23 protein-coding genes are annotated in these 23,075 nt (G+C 68.3%); 13 read left to right on the top strand and 10 right to left on the bottom strand.

Translation table 11 applies throughout. From position 1 onward, the window contains the following. Positions 1 to 66 precede the first annotated feature (66 nt). A complete protein-coding gene (locus JOE30_RS02970) occupies positions 67 to 1,941 on the top strand; it encodes an ABC transporter ATP-binding protein (RefSeq protein WP_204869326.1) in 1,875 nt (624 codons plus the stop codon). A gap of 10 nt (positions 1,942 to 1,951) precedes the next feature. On the opposite strand, the gene JOE30_RS02965 is transcribed toward JOE30_RS02970, so the two are convergent. Continuing rightward, positions 1,952 to 3,160: a lipase family protein gene (locus tag JOE30_RS02965; RefSeq protein ID WP_204869325.1), complete on the bottom strand. Its 1,209-nt coding sequence runs from the start codon at positions 3,158 to 3,160 to the stop codon at positions 1,952 to 1,954. A gap of 192 nt (positions 3,161 to 3,352) precedes the next feature. Then, on the bottom strand, positions 3,353 to 5,626 hold the full coding sequence (locus JOE30_RS02960; RefSeq protein ID WP_204869324.1) for an ATP-dependent DNA ligase: 2,274 nt from the start codon (positions 5,624 to 5,626) through the stop codon (positions 3,353 to 3,355). 109 nt (positions 5,627 to 5,735) lie between these two features. Here JOE30_RS02960 and JOE30_RS02955 point away from each other — a divergent pair, with 109 nt between their 5' ends. After that, entirely contained in the window at positions 5,736 to 6,164 is a 429-nt protein-coding gene (locus JOE30_RS02955; protein ID WP_056442173.1) for an SRPBCC family protein, read from the top strand. On the opposite strand, the gene JOE30_RS02950 is transcribed toward JOE30_RS02955, so the two are convergent. Genes JOE30_RS02950 through JOE30_RS02940 form a run of 3 tightly spaced genes read right to left on the bottom strand, consistent with a single transcriptional unit; the run spans position 6,165 to position 7,887 of the window. Beyond that, complete coding sequence (locus tag JOE30_RS02950) at positions 6,165 to 6,605, bottom strand: hypothetical protein (RefSeq protein WP_204869323.1); 441 nt, start codon at positions 6,603 to 6,605, stop codon at positions 6,165 to 6,167. Next, the gene (locus tag JOE30_RS02945) at positions 6,598 to 6,978 is read right to left on the bottom strand and encodes a hypothetical protein (RefSeq protein WP_204869322.1); all 381 of its coding nucleotides are present in this window, start codon (positions 6,976 to 6,978) and stop codon (positions 6,598 to 6,600) included. The genes JOE30_RS02950 and JOE30_RS02945 overlap by 8 nt, the downstream gene beginning before the upstream one ends. A gap of 12 nt (positions 6,979 to 6,990) precedes the next feature. Further along, positions 6,991 to 7,887, bottom strand: coding sequence for a DUF3626 domain-containing protein (locus tag JOE30_RS02940; RefSeq protein WP_307806043.1), 897 nt, complete (start codon positions 7,885 to 7,887; stop codon positions 6,991 to 6,993). 170 nt (positions 7,888 to 8,057) lie between these two features. On the opposite strand from JOE30_RS02940, the gene JOE30_RS02935 reads away from it, so the two are divergent. The 8 genes from JOE30_RS02935 to JOE30_RS02900 are packed head-to-tail and all read left to right on the top strand — an operon-like array spanning position 8,058 to position 15,485. Continuing rightward, the gene (locus tag JOE30_RS02935) at positions 8,058 to 8,582 is read left to right on the top strand and encodes an MSMEG_0572/Sll0783 family nitrogen starvation response protein (protein ID WP_204869321.1); all 525 of its coding nucleotides are present in this window, start codon (positions 8,058 to 8,060) and stop codon (positions 8,580 to 8,582) included. Between the two features lie 12 nt (positions 8,583 to 8,594). Continuing rightward, a complete protein-coding gene (locus tag JOE30_RS02930) occupies positions 8,595 to 9,698 on the top strand; it encodes an MSMEG_0568 family radical SAM protein (protein WP_204869320.1) in 1,104 nt (367 codons plus the stop codon). 1 nt (position 9,699) lies between these two features. Next, entirely contained in the window at positions 9,700 to 11,097 is a 1,398-nt protein-coding gene (locus JOE30_RS02925) for an MSMEG_0567/sll0787 family protein (RefSeq protein ID WP_204869319.1), read from the top strand. Continuing rightward, complete coding sequence (locus JOE30_RS02920; protein ID WP_204869318.1) at positions 11,094 to 12,002, top strand: carbon-nitrogen hydrolase family protein; 909 nt, start codon at positions 11,094 to 11,096, stop codon at positions 12,000 to 12,002. The genes JOE30_RS02925 and JOE30_RS02920 overlap by 4 nt, the downstream gene beginning before the upstream one ends. Then, positions 11,995 to 12,279, top strand: a complete 285-nt coding sequence (locus JOE30_RS02915) for an MSMEG_0570 family nitrogen starvation response protein (RefSeq protein WP_056441075.1) — start codon at positions 11,995 to 11,997, stop codon at positions 12,277 to 12,279. The genes JOE30_RS02920 and JOE30_RS02915 overlap by 8 nt, the downstream gene beginning before the upstream one ends. Next, on the top strand, positions 12,276 to 13,529 hold the full coding sequence (locus tag JOE30_RS02910) for an MSMEG_0569 family flavin-dependent oxidoreductase (RefSeq protein WP_204869317.1): 1,254 nt from the start codon (positions 12,276 to 12,278) through the stop codon (positions 13,527 to 13,529). Before JOE30_RS02915 ends, JOE30_RS02910 begins: the two co-directional genes overlap by 4 nt. Before the next feature lie 7 nt (positions 13,530 to 13,536). Further along, positions 13,537 to 14,400, top strand: a complete 864-nt coding sequence (locus tag JOE30_RS02905) for a carbon-nitrogen hydrolase family protein (RefSeq protein ID WP_204869316.1) — start codon at positions 13,537 to 13,539, stop codon at positions 14,398 to 14,400. Then, the gene (locus tag JOE30_RS02900) at positions 14,382 to 15,485 is read left to right on the top strand and encodes an MSMEG_0565 family glycosyltransferase (protein ID WP_204869315.1); all 1,104 of its coding nucleotides are present in this window, start codon (positions 14,382 to 14,384) and stop codon (positions 15,483 to 15,485) included. The genes JOE30_RS02905 and JOE30_RS02900 overlap by 19 nt, the downstream gene beginning before the upstream one ends. Here the strand turns inward: JOE30_RS02900 and JOE30_RS02895 are convergent, their stop codons facing one another. Further along, positions 15,486 to 15,635, bottom strand: a complete 150-nt coding sequence (locus tag JOE30_RS02895; protein ID WP_204869314.1) for a hypothetical protein — start codon at positions 15,633 to 15,635, stop codon at positions 15,486 to 15,488. A gap of 199 nt (positions 15,636 to 15,834) precedes the next feature. Here JOE30_RS02895 and JOE30_RS02890 point away from each other — a divergent pair, with 199 nt between their 5' ends. Next, positions 15,835 to 17,250 carry a sugar porter family MFS transporter gene (locus JOE30_RS02890; RefSeq protein ID WP_204869313.1) on the top strand — a complete coding sequence of 472 codons (1,416 nt, stop codon included), beginning with the start codon at positions 15,835 to 15,837 and terminating at the stop codon, positions 17,248 to 17,250. A gap of 37 nt (positions 17,251 to 17,287) precedes the next feature. Further along, positions 17,288 to 17,644: a universal stress protein gene (locus JOE30_RS02885; RefSeq protein ID WP_204869312.1), complete on the top strand. Its 357-nt coding sequence runs from the start codon at positions 17,288 to 17,290 to the stop codon at positions 17,642 to 17,644. A gap of 25 nt (positions 17,645 to 17,669) precedes the next feature. Here JOE30_RS02885 and JOE30_RS02880 read toward each other — a convergent pair whose 3' ends face one another. Together JOE30_RS02880 and JOE30_RS02875 are read right to left on the bottom strand one after the other, a co-directional pair. After that, positions 17,670 to 18,275, bottom strand: coding sequence for a lipocalin family protein (locus JOE30_RS02880; protein WP_027506100.1), 606 nt, complete (start codon positions 18,273 to 18,275; stop codon positions 17,670 to 17,672). Next, entirely contained in the window at positions 18,272 to 20,464 is a 2,193-nt protein-coding gene (locus JOE30_RS02875) for an MMPL family transporter (RefSeq protein ID WP_307806042.1), read from the bottom strand. Before JOE30_RS02875 ends, JOE30_RS02880 begins: the two co-directional genes overlap by 4 nt. A 183-nt stretch (positions 20,465 to 20,647) precedes the next feature. Here JOE30_RS02875 and JOE30_RS02870 point away from each other — a divergent pair, with 183 nt between their 5' ends. Next, the gene (locus JOE30_RS02870; protein ID WP_051613432.1) at positions 20,648 to 21,079 is read left to right on the top strand and encodes a MarR family winged helix-turn-helix transcriptional regulator; all 432 of its coding nucleotides are present in this window, start codon (positions 20,648 to 20,650) and stop codon (positions 21,077 to 21,079) included. Here the strand turns inward: JOE30_RS02870 and JOE30_RS02865 are convergent, their stop codons facing one another. Beyond that, positions 21,080 to 21,514, bottom strand: coding sequence for a VOC family protein (locus JOE30_RS02865; RefSeq protein WP_056441082.1), 435 nt, complete (start codon positions 21,512 to 21,514; stop codon positions 21,080 to 21,082). Positions 21,515 to 21,523: 9 nt separating this feature from the next. Continuing rightward, entirely contained in the window at positions 21,524 to 22,969 is a 1,446-nt protein-coding gene (gene thrC, locus JOE30_RS02860) for a threonine synthase (RefSeq protein ID WP_204869311.1), read from the bottom strand. Positions 22,970 to 23,075: the final 106 nt, after the last annotated feature.

Raw genomic sequence — 23,075 nt, 5'->3', positions numbered from 1 at the left:
AACGGGCCGGAACTCGGTTCGTGTCTTGGGTGTGCAGAGATCGTGACAAGTAACAGGAGGTTCCACATGAGTATGGAAATGACCGCGTGGAACCAGATGTATCGATCGATGCACACCAACGGCGACGATCACCGACCGTTCTCCCGGGTCACCGTGCGCCGCATCATGGTGTTCGCACGGCCCCTGCGCTCCCTGCTCGTCGGGTTCCTCGTCCTCAGCGTCGTCGCGGCGGTCCTGGCCGTCGCGACGCCCGTGCTGGCCGGCCGTGTCGTCGACGCCATCGTGCAGAGCCGCGCGTACGGGACGGTCCTCGTGCTGGCCGTCATCATCGCGGTCGTGGCGTTGCTCGATGCCGGTACGGGGCTGGTGAACCGGTGGCTCTCGGCGCGGATCGGCGAGAACCTCATCCTCGACCTGCGTACTCGTGTGTTCGACCACGTGCAGAAGATGCCCATCGCCTTCTTCACACGCACGCGCACCGGTGCCCTGGTCTCGCGGTTGAACAACGACGTCATCGGGGCGCAGCGCGCCTTCAGCGGCACGCTGTCGGGTGTCGTCAGCAACCTCGTGACGTTGCTGCTCACCCTCGTCGTCATGCTCGGAATCTCCTGGCAGATCACCCTGCTGGCACTGTTGCTGTTGCCGATCTTCGTGCTCCCGGCCCGCAGGATGGGCACGCGCCTCGCTCGTCTGCAGCGTGAGGCCGCCGCGCACAACGCGGCCATGTCGACGCAGATGACGGAGCGCTTCTCCGCTCCCGGCGCGACACTGATCAAGCTGTTCGGACGCCCGGACCACGAGTCGGCCGAGTTCGCGCTGCGGGCGGGCCGCGTCCGCGACATCGGCGTGCGGTCGGCCATGGTCCAGACCGTCTTCGTGACGGCGCTGACTCTCGTGTCCGCGCTGGCTCTCGCGCTCGTCTACGGGCTCGGTGGCTTCTATGCGCTGCGGGGGCTGCTCGACGCCGGATCCGTCGTGACTCTCGCACTGCTTCTGACCAGGTTGTACGCACCCCTCACCGCGCTGGCGAGCGCCCGCGTCGACATCATGAGCGCCGTGGTGAGCTTCGAGCGGGTCTTCGAGATCCTCGATCTCGATCCGCTCATCACCGACAAGCCCGATGCCCGGGCGGTTCCGGAGGGGCCGGTCACCGTCGAGTTCGACGACGTCCGCTTCGCGTATCCGTCGGCCGACAAGGTGTCACTGGCGTCTCTGGAGGACGTGTCGGTCCTGGATGCTCGCGGCGGTGAGGAGGTGCTCCACGGGGTGTCCTTCCGCGCCGAGCCCGGACACATGGTGGCCCTGGTCGGCTCGTCCGGTGCAGGAAAGTCGACCATCGCGCAGCTCGTCTCGCGGCTGTACGACGTGAATTCCGGTGCCGTGCGTATCGGCGACGTCGACGTGCGGGATCTGACGGCCGAATCGATCCGGCGCACAGTCGGCATGGTGACGCAGGACGGCCACCTGTTCCACGAGACGTTGCGTTCGAATCTCACCCTGGCGCATCCGGATGCGACGGAGGAGGAGATCTGGTCCGCGCTGCGGCGTGCGCGTCTCGAGGAGTTGGTGCTGTCGCTGCCGGACGGACTGGACACCGTGGTCGGCGAGCGCGGCTATCGCTTCTCCGGTGGTGAGCGTCAGCGCGTCACCATCGCCCGGCTGCTGCTGGCGCGTCCCACCGTCGTCGTGTTGGACGAGGCCACTGCGTCACTGGACTCCACCTCCGAGGCCGCGGTGCAGGAGGCACTCGCCGAAGCGCTGGAGGGACGCACGTCCATCGTCATCGCGCACCGGCTCTCCACCATCCGGGCGGCCGATCTGATTCTGGTGATCGAGAACGGCCGCGTCGTCGAGCGCGGTACGCACACCGAACTGCTGGCGCGCTCGGGTCGTTACGCCGAGCTCTACCGCACGCAGTTCGACGAACCGGTCCGCGCCTGACCCTCCGCGATCAGCAGGTGCTGGGCGCGGGAAGGCCCGCGAAGCGATCGTTCAGCCACTGCAGTGCGGCCGGCAGGCCGAGCAGCGCGGCACTGAGGTGGTCGGGGGTCGGGGTGAGCAGTGTCTGCACCGGAGTGCCGGCGCGGCAGTACCGAGCGGTGGCGCTGTCGATGGCCTCCACGGGAATGAGCGTGTCGGTCGGGCTGTGCCACTCGAAGATGGGCGCACGGGGCACTCCGGGGTAGAGCTCGACGCTGTTCTCCTCCACGACCGCACGACCCTGCGGATCTGCGAACACGGACCTGTTCGCGGTGATCTCCGCGGCGCTGTGGTTGGCGCCCACGGACAGGATGTCGTTGGTGCAGGAGTCGGCGATCTGGTTCATCATCGACGTGCCCTGCGGAGTCAGGTTCTGGGACACGGGCATCCGGTCGGGGTACTCGCGACCCAGTCCGATCGCCGCGGCCAGTGCCAGCCCGAACACGGGGTGCGGCGTGTTCTCACCGAGCATGTAGGCCATCTTCAACAGGTTCATCGGAACGCCACCCTGGGCGCTGCCCACGATGTCGAGTTCGGGTGCGTACGACGGCGCCAGCGCGGCCGCCCAGGCCGTGGCCATGCCACCACCGGAGTAGCCGCCCATGCCGACGGGGCTGTTGCGCAACTGCAGCGGCTCGAAGTTCTTGGCGGCGCGGATGCCGTCCAGGGTGATCTGGCCGCCCAACTTGGCGGCACCGTAGGCACTGTTCGGTCCGAGATGGTCCGGCATCGAGACCGACCAGCCGCGGGTGAACACCGCGTTCAACGCAGCGGCGTCACGGATCACGACGTTCGGGTCGGTCGACCACAGCGCCTGCGAGGGCGCGCACTTCAGGCCCAGCGCGTTGACGATCTGCTGGTAGGAGAGCAGCGGGCCGTCGGGCGCCTTGACCAGGGGGACGAACACGGTGGTGACGCCGACGATGGGATTGCCCTCGCTGCCCGTGCTCCGGAACGCCAATTGCCAGGTCGACACGCCGACGAAGTTGGGCGGGTTCGGCATCGGACGGCTGGCGAGGACTGTGCCCGGTGCGAGACCGGAGATGTCGCCGGGCGCCGAGTAGAACGGGTCGGCACTGGGGATCGGGTACTGGGCGTCAGCGGCTGCAGTCCCCGGAAGGGCGGCTGCGACGACGGCTGCGGTGACCGCGCCGAGCACGAGGCGACGAATGGATCTCATGGAACACTCCTACGAACCGACTGTGCGGTCATCGAACGACAGCCGCACTGAACACTGCCCGAGCGCACGATGTCGCCCGAGTAACGGCGCCCCGGCCCCGTGATCGAACCGTAAGCAGGCGACACGACGGCGGCAACCATATTCGGCGGGTCTTGTGTAAGGTCCAAAGTTTGCCCGCGCGGGTGGGAACTCTCAGTCCTCGCGGCGGACGTCCGTGACGGTCTTGTCCTCACGCAGGCCGCGCCAGCTCGGATGGCGCAACGAGCCGCCGTCGGTCCACTCGAAGTACCGCACCTCGCCGACGACGGTGGGGGCCACCCATGTCGCATCGCGGCGGTCGGCGGTGGGGAGAGGTTCGTCGAAGGGCGACTCGTCGACGACGCTCGGGCGCAGCAGTGTCAGCAGGTCCGCGCGCTGTCGCTCGGTGAACCCGGTGCCGACCCGCCCGACGTAGTGCAGTCCGTTCTCGGACGGGATGCCGAGCAGGAGCGACCCGATGCTCCCGGTGCGGGAACCCTTGCCGGCGCGCCATCCGCCGATGACCACTTCCTGCGTCCGCCAGTTCTTCACCTTGATCCACGAGGTGCTGCGTCGGCCCACCTCGTAGGTCGAGTCCCGCCGCTTGGCGACGATGCCCTCCCAGCCGCGGCGTTCGGTCTCGGACAGCGCTCCCGCCGCTGTGCCGGGCAGGAGCGGCGAGACGGTCACCGTCTCGAGGCCGGTCAGCAGCAGCTCGAGAATCTTCCGCCGGTCGGTGAACTTCTTGCCCGTCAGATCCGTCCCGTCGAGGTGGAGGATGTCGAAGCAGATGAACTGCACGTCGTCGGGATGCGCGTCCTGCAGTGCCTGAAAGCTGGTGACTCCGTCCGCGCGGTAGACCACGGCCTCACCGTCGAGCACGACCGCATGGTCGGACAGATCCGCGGCGAGCGCCGTGATCCCCGCGTAGCGACGCGTGAGGTCCTGTCCGGTCCGACTCTCGAGCACGACGTCCCCGTGGTCGAGGGTCGCGACGATGCGGACGCCGTCCCATTTCCCCTCGAAGGACCATTCGTCGGCTTCGAGTCCGGACAGCGTTCCGGCGGACGCCAGCATCGGCCGCAGGTGCTGGGGCAACTCGGTGCGTGTCGGCTGGGGGCGCGGCTTCATCCGATGCACGAGCCACTGGTCCCTGTCGGTCCGGATCAGTGCGTACCGGCCCGCGACGCGCTCACCCTCGAGTTCGACGATGACCTCGTCGTCCCGCCATTTCTCGGTGGTGAAGGTGCCGTGATCCCAGACGCTCACCTCGCCGCCGCCGTACTCGCCCTGCGGGATCGTCCCCTCGAAGGACGCGTAGTCCATCGGATGGTCCTCGGTGTGCACGGCGAGATGGTTCTTCTTCTCGTCCGTCGGTAGATTCTTCGGGACCGCCCACGAGACCAGCACGCCGTCGCGCTCGAGTCGGAAGTCGTAGTGGAGTCGGCGTGCGTGGTGTTCCTGGATGACGAAGATCGGGTCCGCGGATTCCCGAGTCGTCGGTGTCGTCGGGACGGGTTCCGGTGTGCGGGAGGCAGTCCGCTTGCCGCGGTACGGGCCCAGGCTGTCGGTGCTCATCGACGCCTCCGGCTCCGGATCGAGTCCCGCGAGCAGATCGCCGTCCCGGTGGAAGCGAGCGAGCACCTCCTCGAAGCTCAGTTGGGCGAGACCGCCACCGGAGAGCTCGTCCCACGTCCGCGGAGCCGCGACGGTCGGGCGGTCGCGTCCGCGCAGCGAGTACGGCGCGATGGTGGTCTTCTTGCCGTTGTTCTGACTCCAGTCCAGGAAGATCTTCCCGGGTCGTAGAGCCTTCGACATCGATGCGGTGACCAGATCGGGCATCCTCTCCTCGAGAAGCGTCGCAACGCGTTTCGCGACGGTCGAGGCGCCGGACGACGACACCGGCTTCTCCAGCGGGACGTACAGGTGAATGCCCTTGCTACCACTGGTGAGGGGGTAGGCGGTGAGCCCGATGTCGGTGATCATCGCGCGCACCTCGCACGCGACGGTCGCGCAGGTGTCGAGGTCGACACCCTCGCCCGGATCCAGATCGAAGACGATGCGGGTGGCCTTGCCCTGCTCGTCGCCGTCGAATGTCCACTGCGGCACATGGGCTTCCAGCGCCGCCTGCTGTCCCAGCCACGCGAGATCGGCGGCGGTGTGGAAGACGGGGTAGACCACGACGCGGTCCGAGTGGTGCAGTCGTCGACGATCGAGCCAGTCAGGTGCCGACGCGGCGAGATTCTTCTCGAAGAACGAGCCTGCCTGGACCCCGTTCGGCCATCGCTTCCGTGTGACGGGGCGTCCGAGGAGATGGGGGAGCATCGCGGGCGCGATGTCGACGTAGTAGTCGATCACCTCGCCCTTGGTGGTGCCCGTCTCCGGCCAGAGCACCTTGTCGACATTGGTCAGCGCGATCTGTCGCCCCGCGACCTCCAGCGATGCCATGGCATCAGGATAGATTGCGTGCTCCGCGGGCTGGGTATGTTCGAGGGCGGTGCCACGCCCGGTGGCAGGACCCGCGCGCGGGACCGACGAGGCAGGAAGCGAGGGCCGCGTGGCCGGAGTGAACGTGACGGTGGATTCGACGATGACACCGGACGAGGCGTGGGCCAGGGCGTCCGATCTGTCCAGCTTCCAGGAGTGGATGACCATCTTCGGTGGATGGCGCAGTCCCGTGCCGGACACGTTGAAGGAAGGCGTCACCATCGATTCGCTGATCAAGGTCAAGGGTTTCCGCAACGTGATCACCTGGACGATCACCGAGTACGACAAGCCCTACGAGATCGCGCTGCTCGGCAAAGGCAAGGGCGGCATCAAGATCGATCTGAAGATGTCCGTCGCGCCGAAGGGCGCCGGATCGGAGTTCACCCTCGACGCGAACTTCCGCGGCGGATTGCTGTCCGGACCGATCGGCGGGGTGGTCGCGAAGGTGTTGGAGTCGGACGTGCGCACGAGTGTGACCAACCTGGCGAAGTTGGGGTAGTCACGCCCCGGGCGAGGTCCGAGACCTACCGGTGTCGGTCCGCCGCAGCCACCAGAGCGCCGCGATCGGCAGGATCACCGGGATGAACAGGTAGCCCGATCCGAAGTGCGACCACACCGTGGGCTCCGGGAACTCCTGCGGCACGGCATAACTGGCGATCGAGACGGCGAGCACACCGACTATCTCGACGACGCACGAGATGGTCGCGATGCGGCGCGACACGACGGAGGCTCGTGCGAGACACACGGTGCCGACGATGTAGACGAGGGCGGCGAACGCGGACAGCAGGTACGCGACCGGCGCGTCGTCGAACCGGGTTCCGATCTGCACTGCCGAGCGGGACGCGGCGGCGACGGAGAACAGTGCGTAGAGGGCGATGAGGACGCGCCCGATGCCCGACCGGGTGGCCGTCTGCAGGTCCGTGCGTGTGGTGTCAGGCATGGCCGGCCCAGATCTGGTTCAGGCGGAGCACCATCACCGCAAGGGTGAGGGTGACGACGATCAGGACGGCGGTGCCGCCTCGACTGCGGTCCCCGAGAGACCACCACACGCCGACGGGCAGCAGCAGCGCCAGACCGATGAGGTACGCGCCGAAGGTGACGGTGTGCACGTCGCGGTCGGTGGTGGCCAGGGCGACGAAACCGACCACGGCCTGCGCGAGAACGAGCAACTCGATGCCGACGAGGAAGCGGAAGAACACGCGGTCACCGCGGTTCGCGAGGAGCAGCGCCTGATTGCGGATCAGCTTCACCAGTGCCCAGACCGCGGCGACGAGTGGCAGCACGTAGAGGGCGACCGTGATGGGTGTGAGCATGGTGAGCTCAGTTTATCCCCGTCCGATTCGTCCCTCGGTAGGTGAGGTTGCGGCCCCGGGACGATCGGACCAGTCGTGTCCGAAGCGCGCGACACAGTGCCACAGCTGTGTGACGTGCTGATCGTCGTGCTCACCGGTGTTCGCGGCCTGACCGACGATCCGCGCGGTGAGCCGCCCGTCTCTCGCGACGGCGTGTGCGAGGTCGGCGATGTGTGGTCCGCGATAGTCGGCGCAGCGGTCGAACCGACTCGACGCCAGCTCGAAACCGTGGTGCCACCGCACCGGAACGGGCGCCCGGCGTGCGATCGCGTCCACCGCGGTCCCGCGGAACGACGGGTCGAGAACCAGTGCCTCGACGTCGGTGTCGAGTCGTAGCGGTCCGTGGACATGGGCCTCGATGTAGTCGTCGAGCACGTCGACGTCGTGGTGGCCGAGTGCCGTCTCGACGAGCGGCATGCGCTCACCGGTGCCGAAGGCTGTCGGCTCGTGGACCGAATCGGGGTAGCAGAAGGTCGTCCGGGAGAGCACGTCTCTGCGAAGCACCAGGTGGGAGGAGCCGAAGCGCACCGATCCGCCCGCGGGCTCCAGGCGGTGATTCAGTGAGCCGTAAATCGGGCGCTCCGATGCCGGGCCGTCGTCGTAGGCCCCACCGAACATGCGGGACTCCCATGCGCGGCGACGCCCGCCGGGCGCAGGATCGAACCCGCCGTTGCTCGTACCCGTGACGAACTGCGATCGATAGAGATTCTCCTCGATCAGCACCTCGAGCAACGGTCGGCCGGCCACGAGCCGATCGGGATGGAAGTGCACGGTCACGCTCGTCGACGGTGGCACGGGTGGGCCCGCCTCGACTCGCGACGCGACGTGCGCGAGGGCGAGGCGGCGTCGGGCACCCGAGACGTCGACCACACTCCGACGGTAACGCGGCGGTGTGTCGCCGGGGTTACACGAGTGAGCAGGACGAAACAGGGCGTTGTTCCGCGGGTGACCATCCGGACATCGAGCGGGCCTGTACTGGTGTCAGCGGGACGGACGTCTCCGCACCCGAGTACTCGCTCACTCATCTTCCGGAGGTTTCCGTGGCCGCGTTCGATCAGACCATCCTCGACAACATGTCCGCTTCGCTCGCCGAGATCCCGCACCCGTCACTCCCCAAGGGCAGCAACATCTACGGCGGAACCAAGATCTTCCCGGACTACAAGGCGGAGGACGGGGAGTCGTACTTCACCCTCGTGCACGGCATCGCCCACGAGTCGTCGGTCAGCTTCGTCGCCGTGCTGCAGGCGACGCGTGCTCTGCGCAAGGGCTACGAGTCGGCGATGTACTTCTACGGTCCCGGCGCCATCAACTGCCTGGCGACCCGCGGCTTCCCCACCACTGGGGACTCCGGTTTCCCCGGCGAGCAGAACATCAACGACGCTCTCGCGACGTTCATCTCGGAGGGCGGCACCGTGTTCTGTTGCCGGTTCGGGCTCGCACTGCACGGCGGCCGCGAGGAAGACCTCATCGAAGGCGTCGTGCCCGCGCACCCGTTGGACGTGCAGGACGCATTGATCCACTACTCCCGCAAGGGCGCGATCATCAACTCCACGTACATGGTCTGAGGTGAGACGGCGATGTCCGACGTTCGACTGCAGACCCCGACCGGCCTCCGGTCTTCCCGCCCGACCAGGAACCACCGGGTCGATCTGGCCCTGCTCGGTATCCGTGGGACCCCACCGGTGCGCCGCACCGCGGGTGCGGGACCGAGCGACGACGGCCACGTGAGCATCGACGGACTCGGCGCAGCACTGCCCCGCAATCCGTCGAGCCCCTACGTCCTGGACGGCGATCGGGTGCTGTTCGACGGGGACGACATCGGACTGGACATCGCCGCCATCGCCCGGCCGGCCTTCTACGATCTCACCACCGACGACGGTGTGCCCTACGAGAAGCTCGCCAAGCTCCACGGCAGAGGAGTGCTGGCCACGACCGTGGTCCAGACCTGCATTCGTTACGACGAGTCGCAACGGTGTCGGTTCTGCTCCATCGAGGAGTCGTTGCGCAGCGGCGCCACCGTGGCGGTGAAGAAGCCCGCCGACCTCGCTGCCGTGGCCGAGGCGGCGGTGCGACTCGACGGCATTACCCAGATGGTCATGACGACCGGCACCTCGGCGGGCCGAGATCGGGGGGCGCTGCACCTGGCACGCTGCGTCCGCGCGGTCCGCGCCGTGCTCCCCGACCTGCCGATCCAGGTGCAGTGCGAACCGCCCGGGGATCTCGCGACCCTCACCGAGTTGTACGACGCCGGCGCGCGGTCCATCGGTATCCACGTCGAGTCCCTGGACGAGGACGTGCGGCGCCGTTGGATGCCGGGCAAGGCGTCGGTCTCGCTCGACGAGTACCGCGCGGCGTGGGCGGAGGCGGTGCGTGTCTTCGGACGCAACCAGGTGTCCACGTATCTGCTGGTCGGGCTCGGCGAGGACCCGGACGAGGTGGTTCGCGGCGCCACCGAGTTGATCGCGATGGGGGTCTATCCCTTCGTCGTCCCGTTCCGGCCGCATCCCGGAACGCTGGCAGTCGACGTCGACGGGGCAGGGGCGCCGTCCGCCGAGCTGTTGACCGACGTCAGCACTCGGGTGGCCGCCGCACTGGTGGACGCGGACATGCTGGGCACCGACCAGAAGGCCGGGTGTGCGGCGTGCGGTGCGTGCAGCGTCCTGCAGACGATGGGTGGCTGACATGAGCACCGAACTGTCCATCCTCACCGGTGCACCTACCGTCGGCGCTGCACCGTTCCTCGTCCGGCCGGCCGAGTCCGCAGCCGATCTCGCCGCCTATCACCGTCTTCGACGCGAGTCGTTCGTCGTCGAGCAGGGCTTGTTCTCGGGTACCGACCGGGACGACGTCGACGACGATCCCCGCGCTGTCGTCCTTCTCGCGACCGCGCCCGACGGCGCGGTTCTCGGCGGGGTTCGGGTGGCCCCCTGCACGGACGTCGACCTGGGCTGGTGGTCGGGCAGCCGCCTCGTCGTCGCACGGGAGAAGCGCAGCCGCGCAGTGGGACCCGCCCTGATCCGCGCTGCCTGCGCGCATGTGGAGACGGCCGGGGTGGTGCGGTTCGACGCCACCGTGCAGTCTCGCCACGTCCCGATGTTCACGGCGCTCGGGTGGACCGCCACCGGACCCACCGTGCTGGCCGGCGCCCCGCACGAGACGATGCGCTGGACGATCGACACGGTGGCACGTCTCGTGCGGTCGACCAAGGCGATGCTCGCAGGTGTGCTGGCGCCCCTGGCGACTGCGCCACTGGGTTTGGGGGCGAGCGGTTTCCGAGGCGACGACGGAGTTCCGGTGCCCGGATCCGACATCATCGCCGCGTGCGATGCCATCGTGCCCTCGATGGTCGAGCGCGACCCGGAGTGGGCCGGATGGTGTGCCGCCCTGGTGAATCTGAACGATCTGTCTGCCATGGGTGCGACCCCGGTGGGCATGCTGGACGCCGTCGGCGCTCCGACGACATCGCTCCTCACCCGCGTGATCCGCGGCCTCGGCCGCGCCAGTGACGCGTGGGGGGTTCCCGTGCTCGGCGGCCACACCCAGGTGGGTGTGCCGGCGGCGCTGTCGGTCACGGCACTCGGACGGACGTCGTCGCCGGTGCGTGCGGGCGGCGGTGCGGTCGGTGACGAGCTGAGCCTCACCGCCGACCTCGGGGGCGGTTGGCGACCCGGTTACCACGGCCTGCAATGGGATTCGACCTCCGCGCGCTTCGGGTCGGACCTCCGCGAGATGGGGTCGTTCGTGGCCCGGGCAGCTCCGCGTGCAGCGAAGGACGTCAGCATGGCGGGGCTCGCGGGCACCGTCGGCATGCTGGCCGAGGCGTCCGGTACGGGCGCCGAGATCGACGTCGCACGCATACCCCGACCCGGCGGTGCCGACCTCGGCCGATGGATCACGTGCTTCCCCGGCTTCGCGATGATCACCGCGGACCGCCCCGGACGTCGGCTCCCGCCGGCCGGTCCGGCGACATCGGCCGCCTGCGGCCGCCTCACCTCGGAGCCGGGTGTCACCTTGCGGTGGCCCGACGGCGCCACCACCTCGGCGATCTCCGCCGCAGTCACAGGATTGGGACCAGCATGAACGACGTAACTCTCTCGGTGGCGTCCGAGCGTTTCGGCCGCGACATGGACGAGTCGTACGCGACCATCGAGCGGACCATCGCGGAAGCACGGCGTCGCGGCAGCGCGCTGCTGGTCCTGCCGGAGGCATGCCTCGGCGGCTACCTCCCGAGTCTGGGAGGCGGAGACGAGTCGGAGGAGAAGCGGCAACGACGGTTGCAGAACCTGCCGCCGGCCCTGGAGCTGGACGGCCCGGAGATCGCGCGAGTGTCGGCGATGGCCGGGGACATGGTGGTGACCTTCGGTTTCTGTGAGGCGGACGGTCCCACTCGGTACAACGCCGCGGTGACGGTGCACGGTGACGGAGTGCTGGGCTCGTACCGCAAGGTGCACCAGCCGCTGGGTGAGAACCTCTGCTACTCGGCTGGTTCCGAGTACCGCGCCTTCGACACACCGGTCGGCCGGATGGGCATGCAGATCTGTTACGACAAGGCGTTCCCCGAGGCGGCGCGGGAGATCGCACTCGACGGCGCCGAGATCATCACCTCGCTGTCGGCCTGGCCGACCTCGCGCACGGGGCGTGCGCCGAACATGGCCGACGATCGCTGGAAGCTGCGCTTCGACATCTACGACCAGGCCCGAGCCCTGGAGAACCAGGTCGTGTGGATCGCGTCCAATCAGGCGGGGTCCTTCGGGTCGCTGGACTTCGTGTGCAGCGCCAAGATCGTCGGCCCGGGCGGGGAGATCCTCGCCGGCACGGGGGTCGAACCCGGCCTGGCCACAGCGACTCTCGATGTGCAGAAAGCGATCGCAGCGGCCCGCGGCGGCGGCATGTACAACCTTCGCGACCGCCGGCCGTCCGTGTACGGGACCCTCGTCGACGGCGACAGCATGTCTCGGGTGGACCGGGTGATGAGCCGTGCCTGAGATGACCTTCACCGTCCAGTGGCCCAACGGGTGCCGCCAACAGTGCTATTCGCCGTCACTCGTGGTCCGTGACCATCTGACGGTCGGGACTCGCTACGAGATCGCCGACTTCGTGCAGCGCAGTCGTCTCGCACTCACCGAGGCCAGTGATCGGGTGCGAGCCAAGTACGGCTTCGCCTGTACCTCGGCAGCAGCGACCCTGCGCGAGATCGAGACCACCGCAGCGGCGTTCGACCGCGGCACCGTGCACGTGCTCGACCTGGGAGGGGCGCGATGACCGAGCATCACACCGTGATCGTGATCGGCGCGGGCCAGGCCGGTCTGTCCATGAGCTGGCACCTGACCCGACGCGGTGTCGACCACGTCGTCCTCGAACGGGACACCATCGCTCACGAGTGGCTGGACGGGCGGTGGGACAACTTCACCCTGGTGACACCGAACTGGCAGTGCGTCCTGCCCGGACACGCCTACGACGGTGACGATCCCGACGGTTTCATGACCCGAGACCTGGTGTACGACTTCGTACGTCGCTATGCCGACTCGTTCGGCGCTCCGGTCCGCGAACACGTTGCGGTGCTGTCGGTGCAGCAGGCACCCGGCGGCGGTTACGCCGTGTCGACCTCTGCCGGGGCGATGACCGCGGATCAGGTCGTGGTGGCCGTCGGTGGCTACCACGTCCCGTCGATTCCTCGCCTCGCCGAGCGGGTGCCGGAGACGATCACGCAGATCCACTCGTCGCGTTACCGCAGCGCGGCGGCACTTCCTCCGGGTGGGGTCCTGGTGGTCGGCACCGGGCAGTCCGGCGCACAGATCGCCGAGGATCTGCATCTCGAGGGCAGGCAGGTGCACCTCGTCGCGGGGTCCGCGCCTCGTGTCGCCCGCTTCTACCGCGGACGGGACTGCGTCGCGTGGCTGCAGGACATGGGGGTGTACGACGTGTCGATCTCCGAACACGCCGGCGGACTGTCCAAGCGGGAGAGCACGAACCACTACGTGACCGGGCGGGACGGCGGACGCGACATCGACCTGCGCGCCTTCGCTCTGGACGGGATGCGGCTGTACGGGCGGTTGACCGACGTCGGTTCGGACGGTGTCCTGCGTTTCGCGCCGACTCTGGAGCAGTCACTCGACGCGGCGGACGCGGTGTCGGAGGGGATCAAGAACGACATCGACGCCTACATCGCCAGGGCGGGACTCGACGCTCCCGTCGAGGAGCGCTACACACCGGTCTGGCGGCCCGAGTCGGAACCCACCGAGCTCGATCTCGAGGCGGCGGGCGTCACGTCCGTCGTGTGGGCCGTCGGCTTCCGCCGGGACTACCGCTGGCTGAAGGTCGGGGTGTTCGACGGTGAGGGCCACCCGGCTCACACCCGTGGTGTGACCGCGGCGCAGGGCTTGTACTTCCTGGGTCTGCCGTGGCAGAACACCTGGGGCTCGGGCCGATTCGCGGCGGTGGCACGGGATGCGGAGTACCTCGCGGAGCAGATGTCCCCCGCGGTCGGCGCCCGCGTGCCCGCGGCGGTCTGACCGCGAGATGGCGCCGATCCGGGCGGCGGCGCTCGCGGGACACTTCGGCCGTGACGTCGAGCGGTCCGTCGAGAAGATCGTGGGCATCATCGAGCAGGGTCATCAGCGCGGCATCGACCTGTTGGTCCTCCCCGATGCCTGCCTCGGCGGTTACCTCGGTGATCTCGCGCGGCCCGATCTCGAGGAGCTGCCGCCGGCGCTCGACGAGGACGGGCCCGAACTCGCGGTGATCGCGGCTGCGGCCGGCGCCATGACCGTGTGCGTGGGGTACACGGAGAGGGCGGCCCTGGTCCGCTACAACGCCGCCGTGTGTCTCACGGGCGACGGGGTGTTGGGTCGACACCGGAAGGTGCACCAACCGGCCGGGGAATCATTGGCCTATGCGGCGGGAGATCGGTTCTCGGCGTTCGACACGCCGGTGGGCAGGATGGGCATGCTGATCGACTACGACAAGACGTTCCCCGAGGCGGCGCGCACCTTGGCTCTGGACGGTGCGCGCATCATCGCGGCGCTGTCGGCGTGGCCGGCCAGCGTGACGGACCGGGCGTCGAAGTTGGCGAACGACAGGCAGTCTCGACTGTTCGACCTCTACGACGCCGCTCGGGCAGCCGAGAACCAGGTGGTCCTGCTGTCGTCCAACCACACGGGAGTGACCGGGTCCCTGCGCTTCCTCGGGCAGGCGAAGATCGTCGGTCCCGGCGGCGAGGTCCTGTGTCGGACGCGGGACAAGGGTGGCCTGGCTTGTTGCGACCTCGACGTGGACGCGGAGGTGGATCGGGCCCGTCGGGTGTTGCGCCACCTCGACGAACGACGACCGGACACCTACCACTCGCCGGCATCGAAGGAGATCACGTGCGTGTCGCCCTCCTGACCTATTCGACGAAACCTCGAGGGGGAGTGGTCCACACCGTCGAACTGGCGGAAGCTCTGGCGCGCGCGGGTGCGGACGTGACCGTGTGGTCCCTGGCGCGCGGCGGCGACGAGGGCTTCTACCGTGCGATCGATCCCGCGGTGACGGTTCGTCTCGTTCCGTTCCCGGCGCGCGAGGACGAGTCGGTCGGCGACCGCATTCTGCGGTCGATAGCGCTGATGCGCAGCGCATTCGACCCGGGTGACGCCGACGTCGTGCATGCCCAGGACTGCATCACCGCGAATGCCGTCGGACGCTGCGTCCGCACGATCCACCACCTCGAGGAGTTCACGACACCGGAACTCGCCGCCTGCCACGAGCGTGCGGTCGTCGAGCCCCACGCCCGGATCTGTGTCTCGCGCGCCGTGGCCGACGAGGTGCGTGCGGGATGGGGCCTGTCGCCGACCGTCATCCCCAACGGGGTGGACCACGCTCGATTCGCGGCGGCACGCGGTGACGAGTGGCGGACCCGTCTCGGCCGGTACGTCCTCGCGGTCGGTGGCATCGAGCCACGCAAGGGGAGCATCGACTTGCTCGAGGCCCACGCCGTGCTCCGAGAGCGGTGCCCGGACGTGGGTCTGGTGTTCGCCGGCGGTGAGACGTTGTTCGACTACCGGGGGTACCGGGCGGAGTTCGACACCCGACTCGCGGAACTGGCGGGCAGGCCGGAGGCCGGTCGGTCGACAGGCGACGAGGGGCCCGCGCCGCGGGTGCTCGGTACCGTCGACCACGACGTGCTGCCGTCTCTCGTCGCCGGCGCGTCGGCATTCGCGTTCCTCTCGACCAAGGAAGGCTTCGGGCTGGCCGCGATGGAGGCCCTCGCCGCCTCGGTTCCCGTCGTGGTGCGGGATCTCCCCGTGTTCCGCGAGGTGTTCGGGGACGCGGTGCGCTACGGCGGCGATGCCGAAGGGACGGCTGCCGCGCTCGAGGACGCTCTGACGTCGGACGACCGTGCCGCTGCCGGGCGCGCACTGGCTGCCCGCACGAGTTGGGACGACGCAGCGGCCGCTCATCTCGCGTTCTACGCGAGCCTCGCGCACCGCTGATCAGCGCAGGGGCGATGCGCCGGTGCCGTCGGGCCCGTCGTCCAGGCCGTGTCCCGGCGACGTCGTGTCGACCGTCGCGTCGAAGAACAACTGGACGAACGACAGCGGCGCCGCGCGCTGCTCGCTGTCTCGCTGGTGCTCGTCGGACATGGTGGCACTCCCTTCTCGACGTGGATCACCGGACCGATCATCTCAGATTCTGAATAGTTGAACAACTGAGAGATACTCCGGTGTCGAGGGGAAAATGATGTGATCCACTTCTCAGGGCGGAGAAACTATGTTAAGACATACAGACATGGTTTGAGCGTCGCTGGACGGCTCGGACCCGCCACGCCGACGATGGGATGTCATGTCTTCGCAAGTCAGCACCACGGGAAGTGCACTACCGCCGGACGCTCCCGGTCCCCACTCGCGTCGCCTCGGCGTCATCGCCGTGGTGGCGACCTTCGGTGGTCTGCTGTTCGGATACGACACGGGCGTCATCAACGGCGCGTTGGAGCCGCTGAAGGAGGACCTGTCGCTCACGGCCTTCACGGAGGGCTTCGTCGTCAGCATCCTCATCTTCGGGGCCGCCATCGGCGCACTGGTCGGGGGTCGACTGTCGGACAAGTACGGCCGTCGGCACAACATCCTGATGCTGGCCGGCATCTTCGTCCTCGGCACTCTCGGCTGCGTTCTCGCGCCGTCGTGGGAGGTGCTGGCGGTGTTCCGCTTCATCCTCGGCCTCGCGGTCGGCGGAGCGTCCGCGACCGTGCCGGTGTACCTCTCGGAGGTCTCACCGTTCGAGCGCCGCGGTTCCCTGGTGACGCGCAACGAGGTCATGATCGTCAGCGGCCAGTTCGCGGCCTTCGTGATCAACGCCCTCATCTTCAACATCTGGGGCGAGCACGACTCCGTCTGGCGCTACATGCTGCTGGTCGCCGTGTTGCCCGCGTTCGCACTGTTCTTCGGCATGCTGCGGATGCCCGAGAGTCCGCGCTGGCTCGTCCTGCAGGGCCGGGACGACGACGCCCTGGCGGTGCTGAAGCAGGTGCGGTCCCCCGAACGTGCGGAGGCCGAGATGGCCGAGGTGCACGCGCTGGCCGAGGAGGAGAAGCTCTCGCAGACCGGCGGCGCGGCCGACCTGTCGGTGCGGTGGATCCGACGGTTGATCTACATCGGTGTGGGACTCGGTGTGTTCCAACAGTTCACGGGCATCAACTCGGTGATGTACTACGGTACCCAGCTCCTCGGCGACGCCGGATTCTCGAGCAGCTCCGCCATCATCGCGAACACGCTCAACGGCCTCTTCAGCGTCCTCGGCATCACGGTGGGCCTGCTCATCATGAATCGGATCGATCGCCGAACGATGCTGATCGCGGGCTTCTCGCTGACGACGCTCTTCCATCTCCTGGTCGGACTGTCCGCACTGCTGCTGCCGGACGGCACCGCCAAGGCGTACTTCATCCTCGTCTTCGTCGTGCTCTTCGTCTTCTGCATGCAGGGCACGATCGGGCCGCTGGTCTGGTTGATGCTCGCGGAGATCTTCCCGCTCAAGATCCGCAGCTTCGCCATCGGCGTCTGCGTGTTCATGCTGTGGATCGCCAATGCCGCCGTCGCACTGGCCTTCCCGCCGGTGGTCGACGCGCTCGGCATCGCGCCGACGTTCTTCATCTTCGTCGGACTGGGCATACTGGCCCTGGTCTTCATCATCACGCAGGTGCCGGAGACCCGCGGTCAGAGCCTGGAGGAGCTCGAGGCCCGGTTCCGCCGCGAGTACTCCTGACACGATCACCCCACTTCGAGAAGGACGGCGAGACATCATGGCAGTACTGGTGGCAGTGACCGACAGCGACGAGGGCCGACACGCACTGTCGGAGGCGGTGTCGGAGGCGCGCATGCTCGGGACCGACGTGATCGCGGTGAATCTGACCCTCGGCGCGCTCGACACGAGCGACGTGGGTGGTGACGTGGCGGTGCGAGTGATCGACCGGGCAGGCCGCGAGGACCGTGACCCGGTGATCGCGGTCATCGACGAGATCGAGGCGCACCCGGAGGTGACGCGACTCGTCATCGGAATCAAGAAGCGCAGTCGCGTGGGAAAGGCGTTGCTCGGCAGCGTCAGTCAGCGTCTGCTGATGACGTCACCGGTGCCGGTGCTCACCGTTCGACCCAGCTGAGCCGAACGGTGAGCGGTGGCGAAGGTCAGACGGTGCAGAGCGGGCGGATCTCGTTGCTGCCCTGAGTGGTCGGCGACGTCAACAGCAGGCAGGCGTTGTAGCCGCGGCTCTCGACGACGCTCCGAATCTGCTTCCACTGATCGGCACTCACCTGCGGTGACCGCGACAGGACGAAGCCGGACGTGCGGAACGGGTCGCCCACCAACGCCCACGAGTAGTCGTCGGCGATGTAGGTGACGATGTAGTTCGTGGGACCCTCGGGGTTGTCCTGGGTGGGGACGCCGGGGAAGCTCACGTGCAGCTGCGCCTGCGTGACCGGATCGTTCACCCGGGCGTTGCCGATGATCTCGTTGGCTCCGCCGTCCCAGCGGGTGCAGTTGTTCTGCACGCGCACGTTGCTGGGGTCGAGCACCTGGTAGTTGGCCCGAGTGTCCTTGGCGCAGTTCAGGTTGAACGGCTGCGGGACGGCCGCGATCTGCCACCAGTCACCGGCGTAGCGCTGGACGTCCAGCTGGGCGATGGGCTGCAGCGGCTCGAACAGGGGCTGCGCTGACGCGGCGCTGCCGCCGGCGAGCAGTGCTCCGGTGACCAACGCTCCGGCGACTGCCGTGCGGATGATGCTGCGGATCATGAGGTGACTCCTTCTTTCGTGGCGTTCGGACTGTCTTCGGAGTGTGGGTCGAGTTCGGTCGGCCACCAGATGCGGGGACCGATCAGGGTGAACAGGGCCGGAATCACGATCGTGCGGACCACGAAGGTGTCGAGCAGGATGCCGAGGCCCACGACGATCCCGAGCTGCGTGAGCAGAATGAGGGGCAGGACGCCCAGCACGGTGAACACCGCGGCGAGCACGATGCCCGCGCTGGTGATGACCGCGCCGGTCGACGCGACAGCGCGCACGATGCCCGCCCGCGTCCCGTACGACGGTGTCTCCTCGCGCGCCCGGGTGACGAGGAAGATCGTGTAGTCCACACCCAGGGCCACGAGGAACAGGAACCCGAACAGCGGCACGTTGTCGCCGAGGGCGGGGAAGCCGAAGATGTTCTCACTGGCCCAGCTGCCGATGCCCAGCGCCGCCAGCGTGCTGAGCACCGTCGTGGCCACGAGCACGAGGGGTGCGAGGGCCGACCGGAGCAGAGCGAACAGCACCAGCAGGACCACCAGCAGGATCACCGGGATGATGACCAGGCGGTCGCGAGCCGCGGCATCAGACGTGTCCAGCGCCTGTGCATCGCTGCCGCCCACCAGGGCGTCGGCACCCGTGATCGGTGCGACCGATGCGCGCAGGTTCTCCACCGCGGCGAACGCGCCGTCGGAGGACGGTTCCGCGTCGAGCACGACGGACCACTCGGTGAGGCCGGTGTCGGAGGTGCCGGGCTGGGAGGTGCCGGGCTGGGAGGTGCCGGGCTGGGAGGTGCCGGGCTGGGAGGTGCCGGGCTGGGAGTCTGCGGTGCGGGACACCGACACCACGCCGTCTGTGTCCTGCAGTGCTGCCTCGACCTCCGAGGCCGCCGCGGTCCGCGCGACGACGACGGTCGGATCGGACTGTCCCGCCGGGAAGTGCTCGGCGAGTGTGTCGATGCCGGTGACGGATTCGGCGGTGACGCGGAACTGCTCGGTCTGCGACAGGCCCACGGTCGTTCCGACGAGGCCGAGAATGCAGACGGCGAGCGCGACCAGCGACACCGCCGCGGCGCGGCCGGGTCGACGACCGACGGCGTTGGCGACGCGGAAAAAGACTCCCTTGTCTGTCGGCTCCGCGTCGCCGACACGGGGAACGAACGGCCAGAACAACTTCCGGCCGAACAGTGACAGCAACGGTGGGAGGACGAACAGCACGAAGACGGCGGCGACCACGAGGCCGGCCGCGGCCAGACCGCCCAGGCTGCGCGTGCTCGGCAATGTGCCCAACAGCAGGGTCAGGAGCGCGAGCACCACCGTCGCGTTGCTCGCCACGATGGCCGGGCCGGCGCGTCGTACGGCACGGTGCAGGGCGGCCCGGTGGTCACTCTCGCGGCGCAGCTCTTCGCGGTACCGCGAGATGAGCAGCAGCGCGTAGTTGGTCCCGGCGCCGAACACCAGGACGCTGGTGATGCCCGAGGTGCTGCCGTCGAACGAGAGCCCGGTGAGCCCGGACACGGCGGTGCCGACCGTCGAGGCGACCCGGTCACCGAACCCCACGACGGCGAGCGGCACGAGCCAGAGAACCGGCGACCGGTACGTGGCGATCAGCAGCAGGGCCACGACCAGCGCGGTGACGCCGAGCAGCGTGACATTGGCCCCGGAGAAGGAGTCGGCGATGTCGGCGGCGAACGCGGGACCGCCCGTGACCTGCGCCGTCAACCCGTCGGGAAGGCCGTCGGTGGCGGCGGTGCGCAGCTCGGTGACCAGATCGGCCAGTCCCGTTCCGGACTCCGACGTCGACACCTGGACGGGGGCGATGGCCGCCTCGCCGTCGGGTGCGGGAACGACCGGGGCGTCGGGCGCACCCGCGTCCACGCCGCGCTCGACACCGTTCATCCGCATCCTCGCGGCAGCGACGTCGGCGAGGTCCTGTTCGGACAGGGCGCCGCCGTCGGCGCGCGTCACCACGAGGATCACCGGCGAGAGGTCGGCGTCGGGGAACTCCTCGAGCAGGGCGTCGACCCGTGCCGACTCTGCGTCCGAGGGGAGCGATGTCGGTGAGCTCTCGGCAGCGGAGTTGCTCCCGACGCCGCCGATGAGCGCGCCGGCGGCCAGGATGACGAGCAGGGCGACGATCCAGGACCGGGGCCCCGAGACGAGGCCGGCCACGCGGTTCCACACAGAGTTGTCGCTCACGCGAAAAGTATCTCAGTTAGTTGATCGTTAAGCAACTGAGACATCGAACGGAGGTCTGGCGAGTACGCTGACACCCGAGTTTTCGAAGGAGAATCTGTGTCAGCACACGAAAGGTCGGAGCGGTCCGACGCGACCGACGCCGACGGTGCCCGGCGCGATCTCGAATCCACCATCGCCGCCGACATGCGGGCCATGACGGCCGAGTCGGATCAGCTCGGCCGTGTGTTCGGCTCTCGACACCATCTCAGCGCGAACGACTTCCGAGCCCTGCTGCACATCATGGTCGCCGATGTCGGTGGACGTCCGGTGTCGCCGGGCGAGCTGGGCTCTCTTCTCGGACTCTCCTCCGCCGCCATGACGTATCTGGTGGAGCGGATGATCGCGTCCGGCCACATCCGCCGCGAACCCGACACGCGGGACCGACGGCGGGTCATCCTCCGCTACGACGAGCCGGGAATGGACGTCGCACGGCAGTTCTTCGGCCCGCTCGGCCAGCACGTCCACGAGTCGTTGTCCGCACTGCCGGACACGGATCTCGCTGCGGCGCATCGTGTGTTCGGTGCCCTCACCGACGCCATGCAGACCTACCATCAGGAGATCAAGAGCACCGGGTGATCAGGCCCCGAGCTTCTGCGCGAACATGACGATGATGCCGCTGGGTCCGCGCACGTACGTCAGCGCGTAGACACCCTCGTAGTTCGCGACACCGCGCAACGGGTGGCAGCCGTGCCGAGCGGCCACCGCCAACGCCTGCTCGAGGTCGTCGACCTCGAAGGCGACGCGGTGCATGCCGATCTGATGCGGGAGCGTCGGTTCCGTCTCGATCATGGTGGGGTGGCGATTCTGGAACAGCTCGATGCGGCCCGCTCCGTCCGGCGTCTGCAGCATCGCGATGTCGGCGTGATTGCCGTCGAGACCCACTGCCGTGTCGGCCCACTCGCCCTGGACCGTGTCACGGCCCAGGAGAGTCAGACCCAGATCGGTGAAGAACGCGATGGCCTCGTCGAGGTCGCGTACCGCGATCCCGACGTTCTCGAGTCGTATCGACATGGCCCGACTCTAGCGACCGGTGTGCTCCACGATGACGTCCTTCACACGATCGACGTCCGCGGGGACGACGTCGAAGCGCTGCGGCAGATTCTCGATGCCCTCGAATGCCGGCGGACGTTCGGGTTCGGTGCCCAGTGCCTCCCGCACGATGTCCGCGAACTTCGCGGGCAACGCGGTCTCGAGCACGATCATGGGCACACCCTCGCGCAGATTCCGGCGGGCGACACTCACGCCGTCCGCGGTGTGCGGGTCGATGGTGACGCCGTAGCGCTGGGCCACGTCGCGGATGGTCTCGACGCGGTTCGCGTGCGTGCTGCGGCCGGACACGAAGCCGAACTCCTGGATGCGATCGAACTCGGGGGTGCCGGAGAAGTCGAAGCCGCCGTCGGTGTCGAGCGCGCGGAACAGCTCACCGAGCCGGACCGCGTCCTGATCGACGAGGTCGTAGAGGAAGCGCTCGAAGTTCGACGCCTTGGAGATGTCCATGCTGGGGCTCGAGGTGTGGTGGGTCTCGGCGGCCGCCCGGGGACGGTAGACACCCGTCCGGAAGAACTCGTCGAGGACGTCGTTCTCGTTGGTCGCGACGACGAGCTGGTCGATCGGCAGACCCATGCACCGGGCGATGTGCCCGGCGCACACGTTGCCGAAGTTGCCGGACGGCACGGAGAACGACACGCGCTGTCCCGGCCCGTCCGTCGCGAGGAGCCACCCGTGCACGTAGTAGACGACCTGCGCGACGACCCGACCCCAGTTGATCGAGTTGACGGTGCCGATGGCGTGGTGCGCCTTGAACTCGGCGTCCTTGGAGACGGCCTTGACGATGTCCTGGCAGTCGTCGAAATTCCCTTCGACCGCGAGGTTCACGATGTTCTCGTCCTGCAGGCTGAACATCTGCGCGCGCTGGAAACTGCTCATCCGGCCGTGCGGGCTCAGCATGACGACGCGGATGTTCTTCTTGCCGCGCATCGCGTGCTCGGCGGCGCTGCCGGTGTCACCCGACGTCGCACCCAGGATGTTGAGCTCCTCCCCGCTGCTCGCCAGGGAGTACTCGAACAGGTTGCCCAACAACTGCATCGCCATGTCCTTGAACGCCAGCGTCGGACCGTTGGACAGGCTCAGGAGGTGCAGCGAGGTGCCCTGCTCCTCGCCGAGCGAACGCAGCGGGGTGATGAGTGACGTGTCGTCGCCCGGCCGACCGTTCGAGTAGACCTCGGCGGTGTACGTCCGGCGCGTGATGTCGCGGAGGTCCTCCGCGGGAATGTCGTCGGCGAACTTCGAGAGCACCTCGAACGCGAGGTCGGCGTAGGACAGTGAGCGGAACGACTCGAGCTCGTCGGCGGTCAGCTGTGGGTACTCGGCCGGCAGGTAGAGACCACCGTCGGGGGCCAGGCCGCCGAGGAGGATGTCCGAGAAGTGCTGGGGCAGGTTGTGACCCCGCGTCGACTGATACTGCATCTTCGTCTCTCTCGTCCGGTGGCACGCCCGGCTGACAACTGTGCCACATCCGCCGGTCCGGACCGGATCTGGTGCAGCGAACCGGGTACAGCACGGTCGGCTGCAC

Origin of the sequence: Rhodococcus sp. PvP016 (assembly GCF_017832185.1) — a bacterium.
Taxonomy (GTDB): domain Bacteria; phylum Actinomycetota; class Actinomycetes; order Mycobacteriales; family Mycobacteriaceae; genus Rhodococcoides.
This window is presented reverse-complemented; position numbering and strand designations above follow the sequence as displayed.

Bases quoted from the DNA above. Each gene is read 5' to 3' on its own strand.
- JOE30_RS02965 (WP_204869325.1), bottom strand. From the start codon at position 3,160: ATGAGATCCATTCGTCGCCTCGTGCTCGGCGCGGTCACCGCAGCCGTC.
- JOE30_RS02925 (WP_204869319.1), top strand. From the start codon at position 9,700: ATGAGCACCGAACTGTCCATCCTCACCGGTGCACCTACCGTCGGCGCT.
- JOE30_RS02970 (WP_204869326.1), top strand. From the start codon at position 67: ATGAGTATGGAAATGACCGCGTGGAACCAGATGTATCGATCGATGCAC.
- JOE30_RS02885 (WP_204869312.1), top strand. From the start codon at position 17,288: ATGGCAGTACTGGTGGCAGTGACCGACAGCGACGAGGGCCGACACGCA.
- JOE30_RS02870 (WP_051613432.1), top strand. From the start codon at position 20,648: ATGCGGGCCATGACGGCCGAGTCGGATCAGCTCGGCCGTGTGTTCGGC.
- JOE30_RS02895 (WP_204869314.1), bottom strand. From the start codon at position 15,635: ATGTCCGACGAGCACCAGCGAGACAGCGAGCAGCGCGCGGCGCCGCTG.
- thrC (WP_204869311.1), bottom strand. From the start codon at position 22,969: ATGCAGTATCAGTCGACGCGGGGTCACAACCTGCCCCAGCACTTCTCG.
- JOE30_RS02930 (WP_204869320.1), top strand. From the start codon at position 8,595: ATGTCCGACGTTCGACTGCAGACCCCGACCGGCCTCCGGTCTTCCCGC.
- JOE30_RS02865 (WP_056441082.1), bottom strand. From the start codon at position 21,514: ATGTCGATACGACTCGAGAACGTCGGGATCGCGGTACGCGACCTCGAC.
- JOE30_RS02920 (WP_204869318.1), top strand. From the start codon at position 11,094: ATGAACGACGTAACTCTCTCGGTGGCGTCCGAGCGTTTCGGCCGCGAC.
- JOE30_RS02890 (WP_204869313.1), top strand. From the start codon at position 15,835: ATGTCTTCGCAAGTCAGCACCACGGGAAGTGCACTACCGCCGGACGCT.
- JOE30_RS02945 (WP_204869322.1), bottom strand. From the start codon at position 6,978: ATGCTCACACCCATCACGGTCGCCCTCTACGTGCTGCCACTCGTCGCC.
- JOE30_RS02950 (WP_204869323.1), bottom strand. From the start codon at position 6,605: ATGCCTGACACCACACGCACGGACCTGCAGACGGCCACCCGGTCGGGC.
- JOE30_RS02960 (WP_204869324.1), bottom strand. From the start codon at position 5,626: ATGGCATCGCTGGAGGTCGCGGGGCGACAGATCGCGCTGACCAATGTC.
- JOE30_RS02880 (WP_027506100.1), bottom strand. From the start codon at position 18,275: ATGATCCGCAGCATCATCCGCACGGCAGTCGCCGGAGCGTTGGTCACC.
- JOE30_RS02910 (WP_204869317.1), top strand. From the start codon at position 12,276: ATGACCGAGCATCACACCGTGATCGTGATCGGCGCGGGCCAGGCCGGT.
- JOE30_RS02905 (WP_204869316.1), top strand. From the start codon at position 13,537: ATGGCGCCGATCCGGGCGGCGGCGCTCGCGGGACACTTCGGCCGTGAC.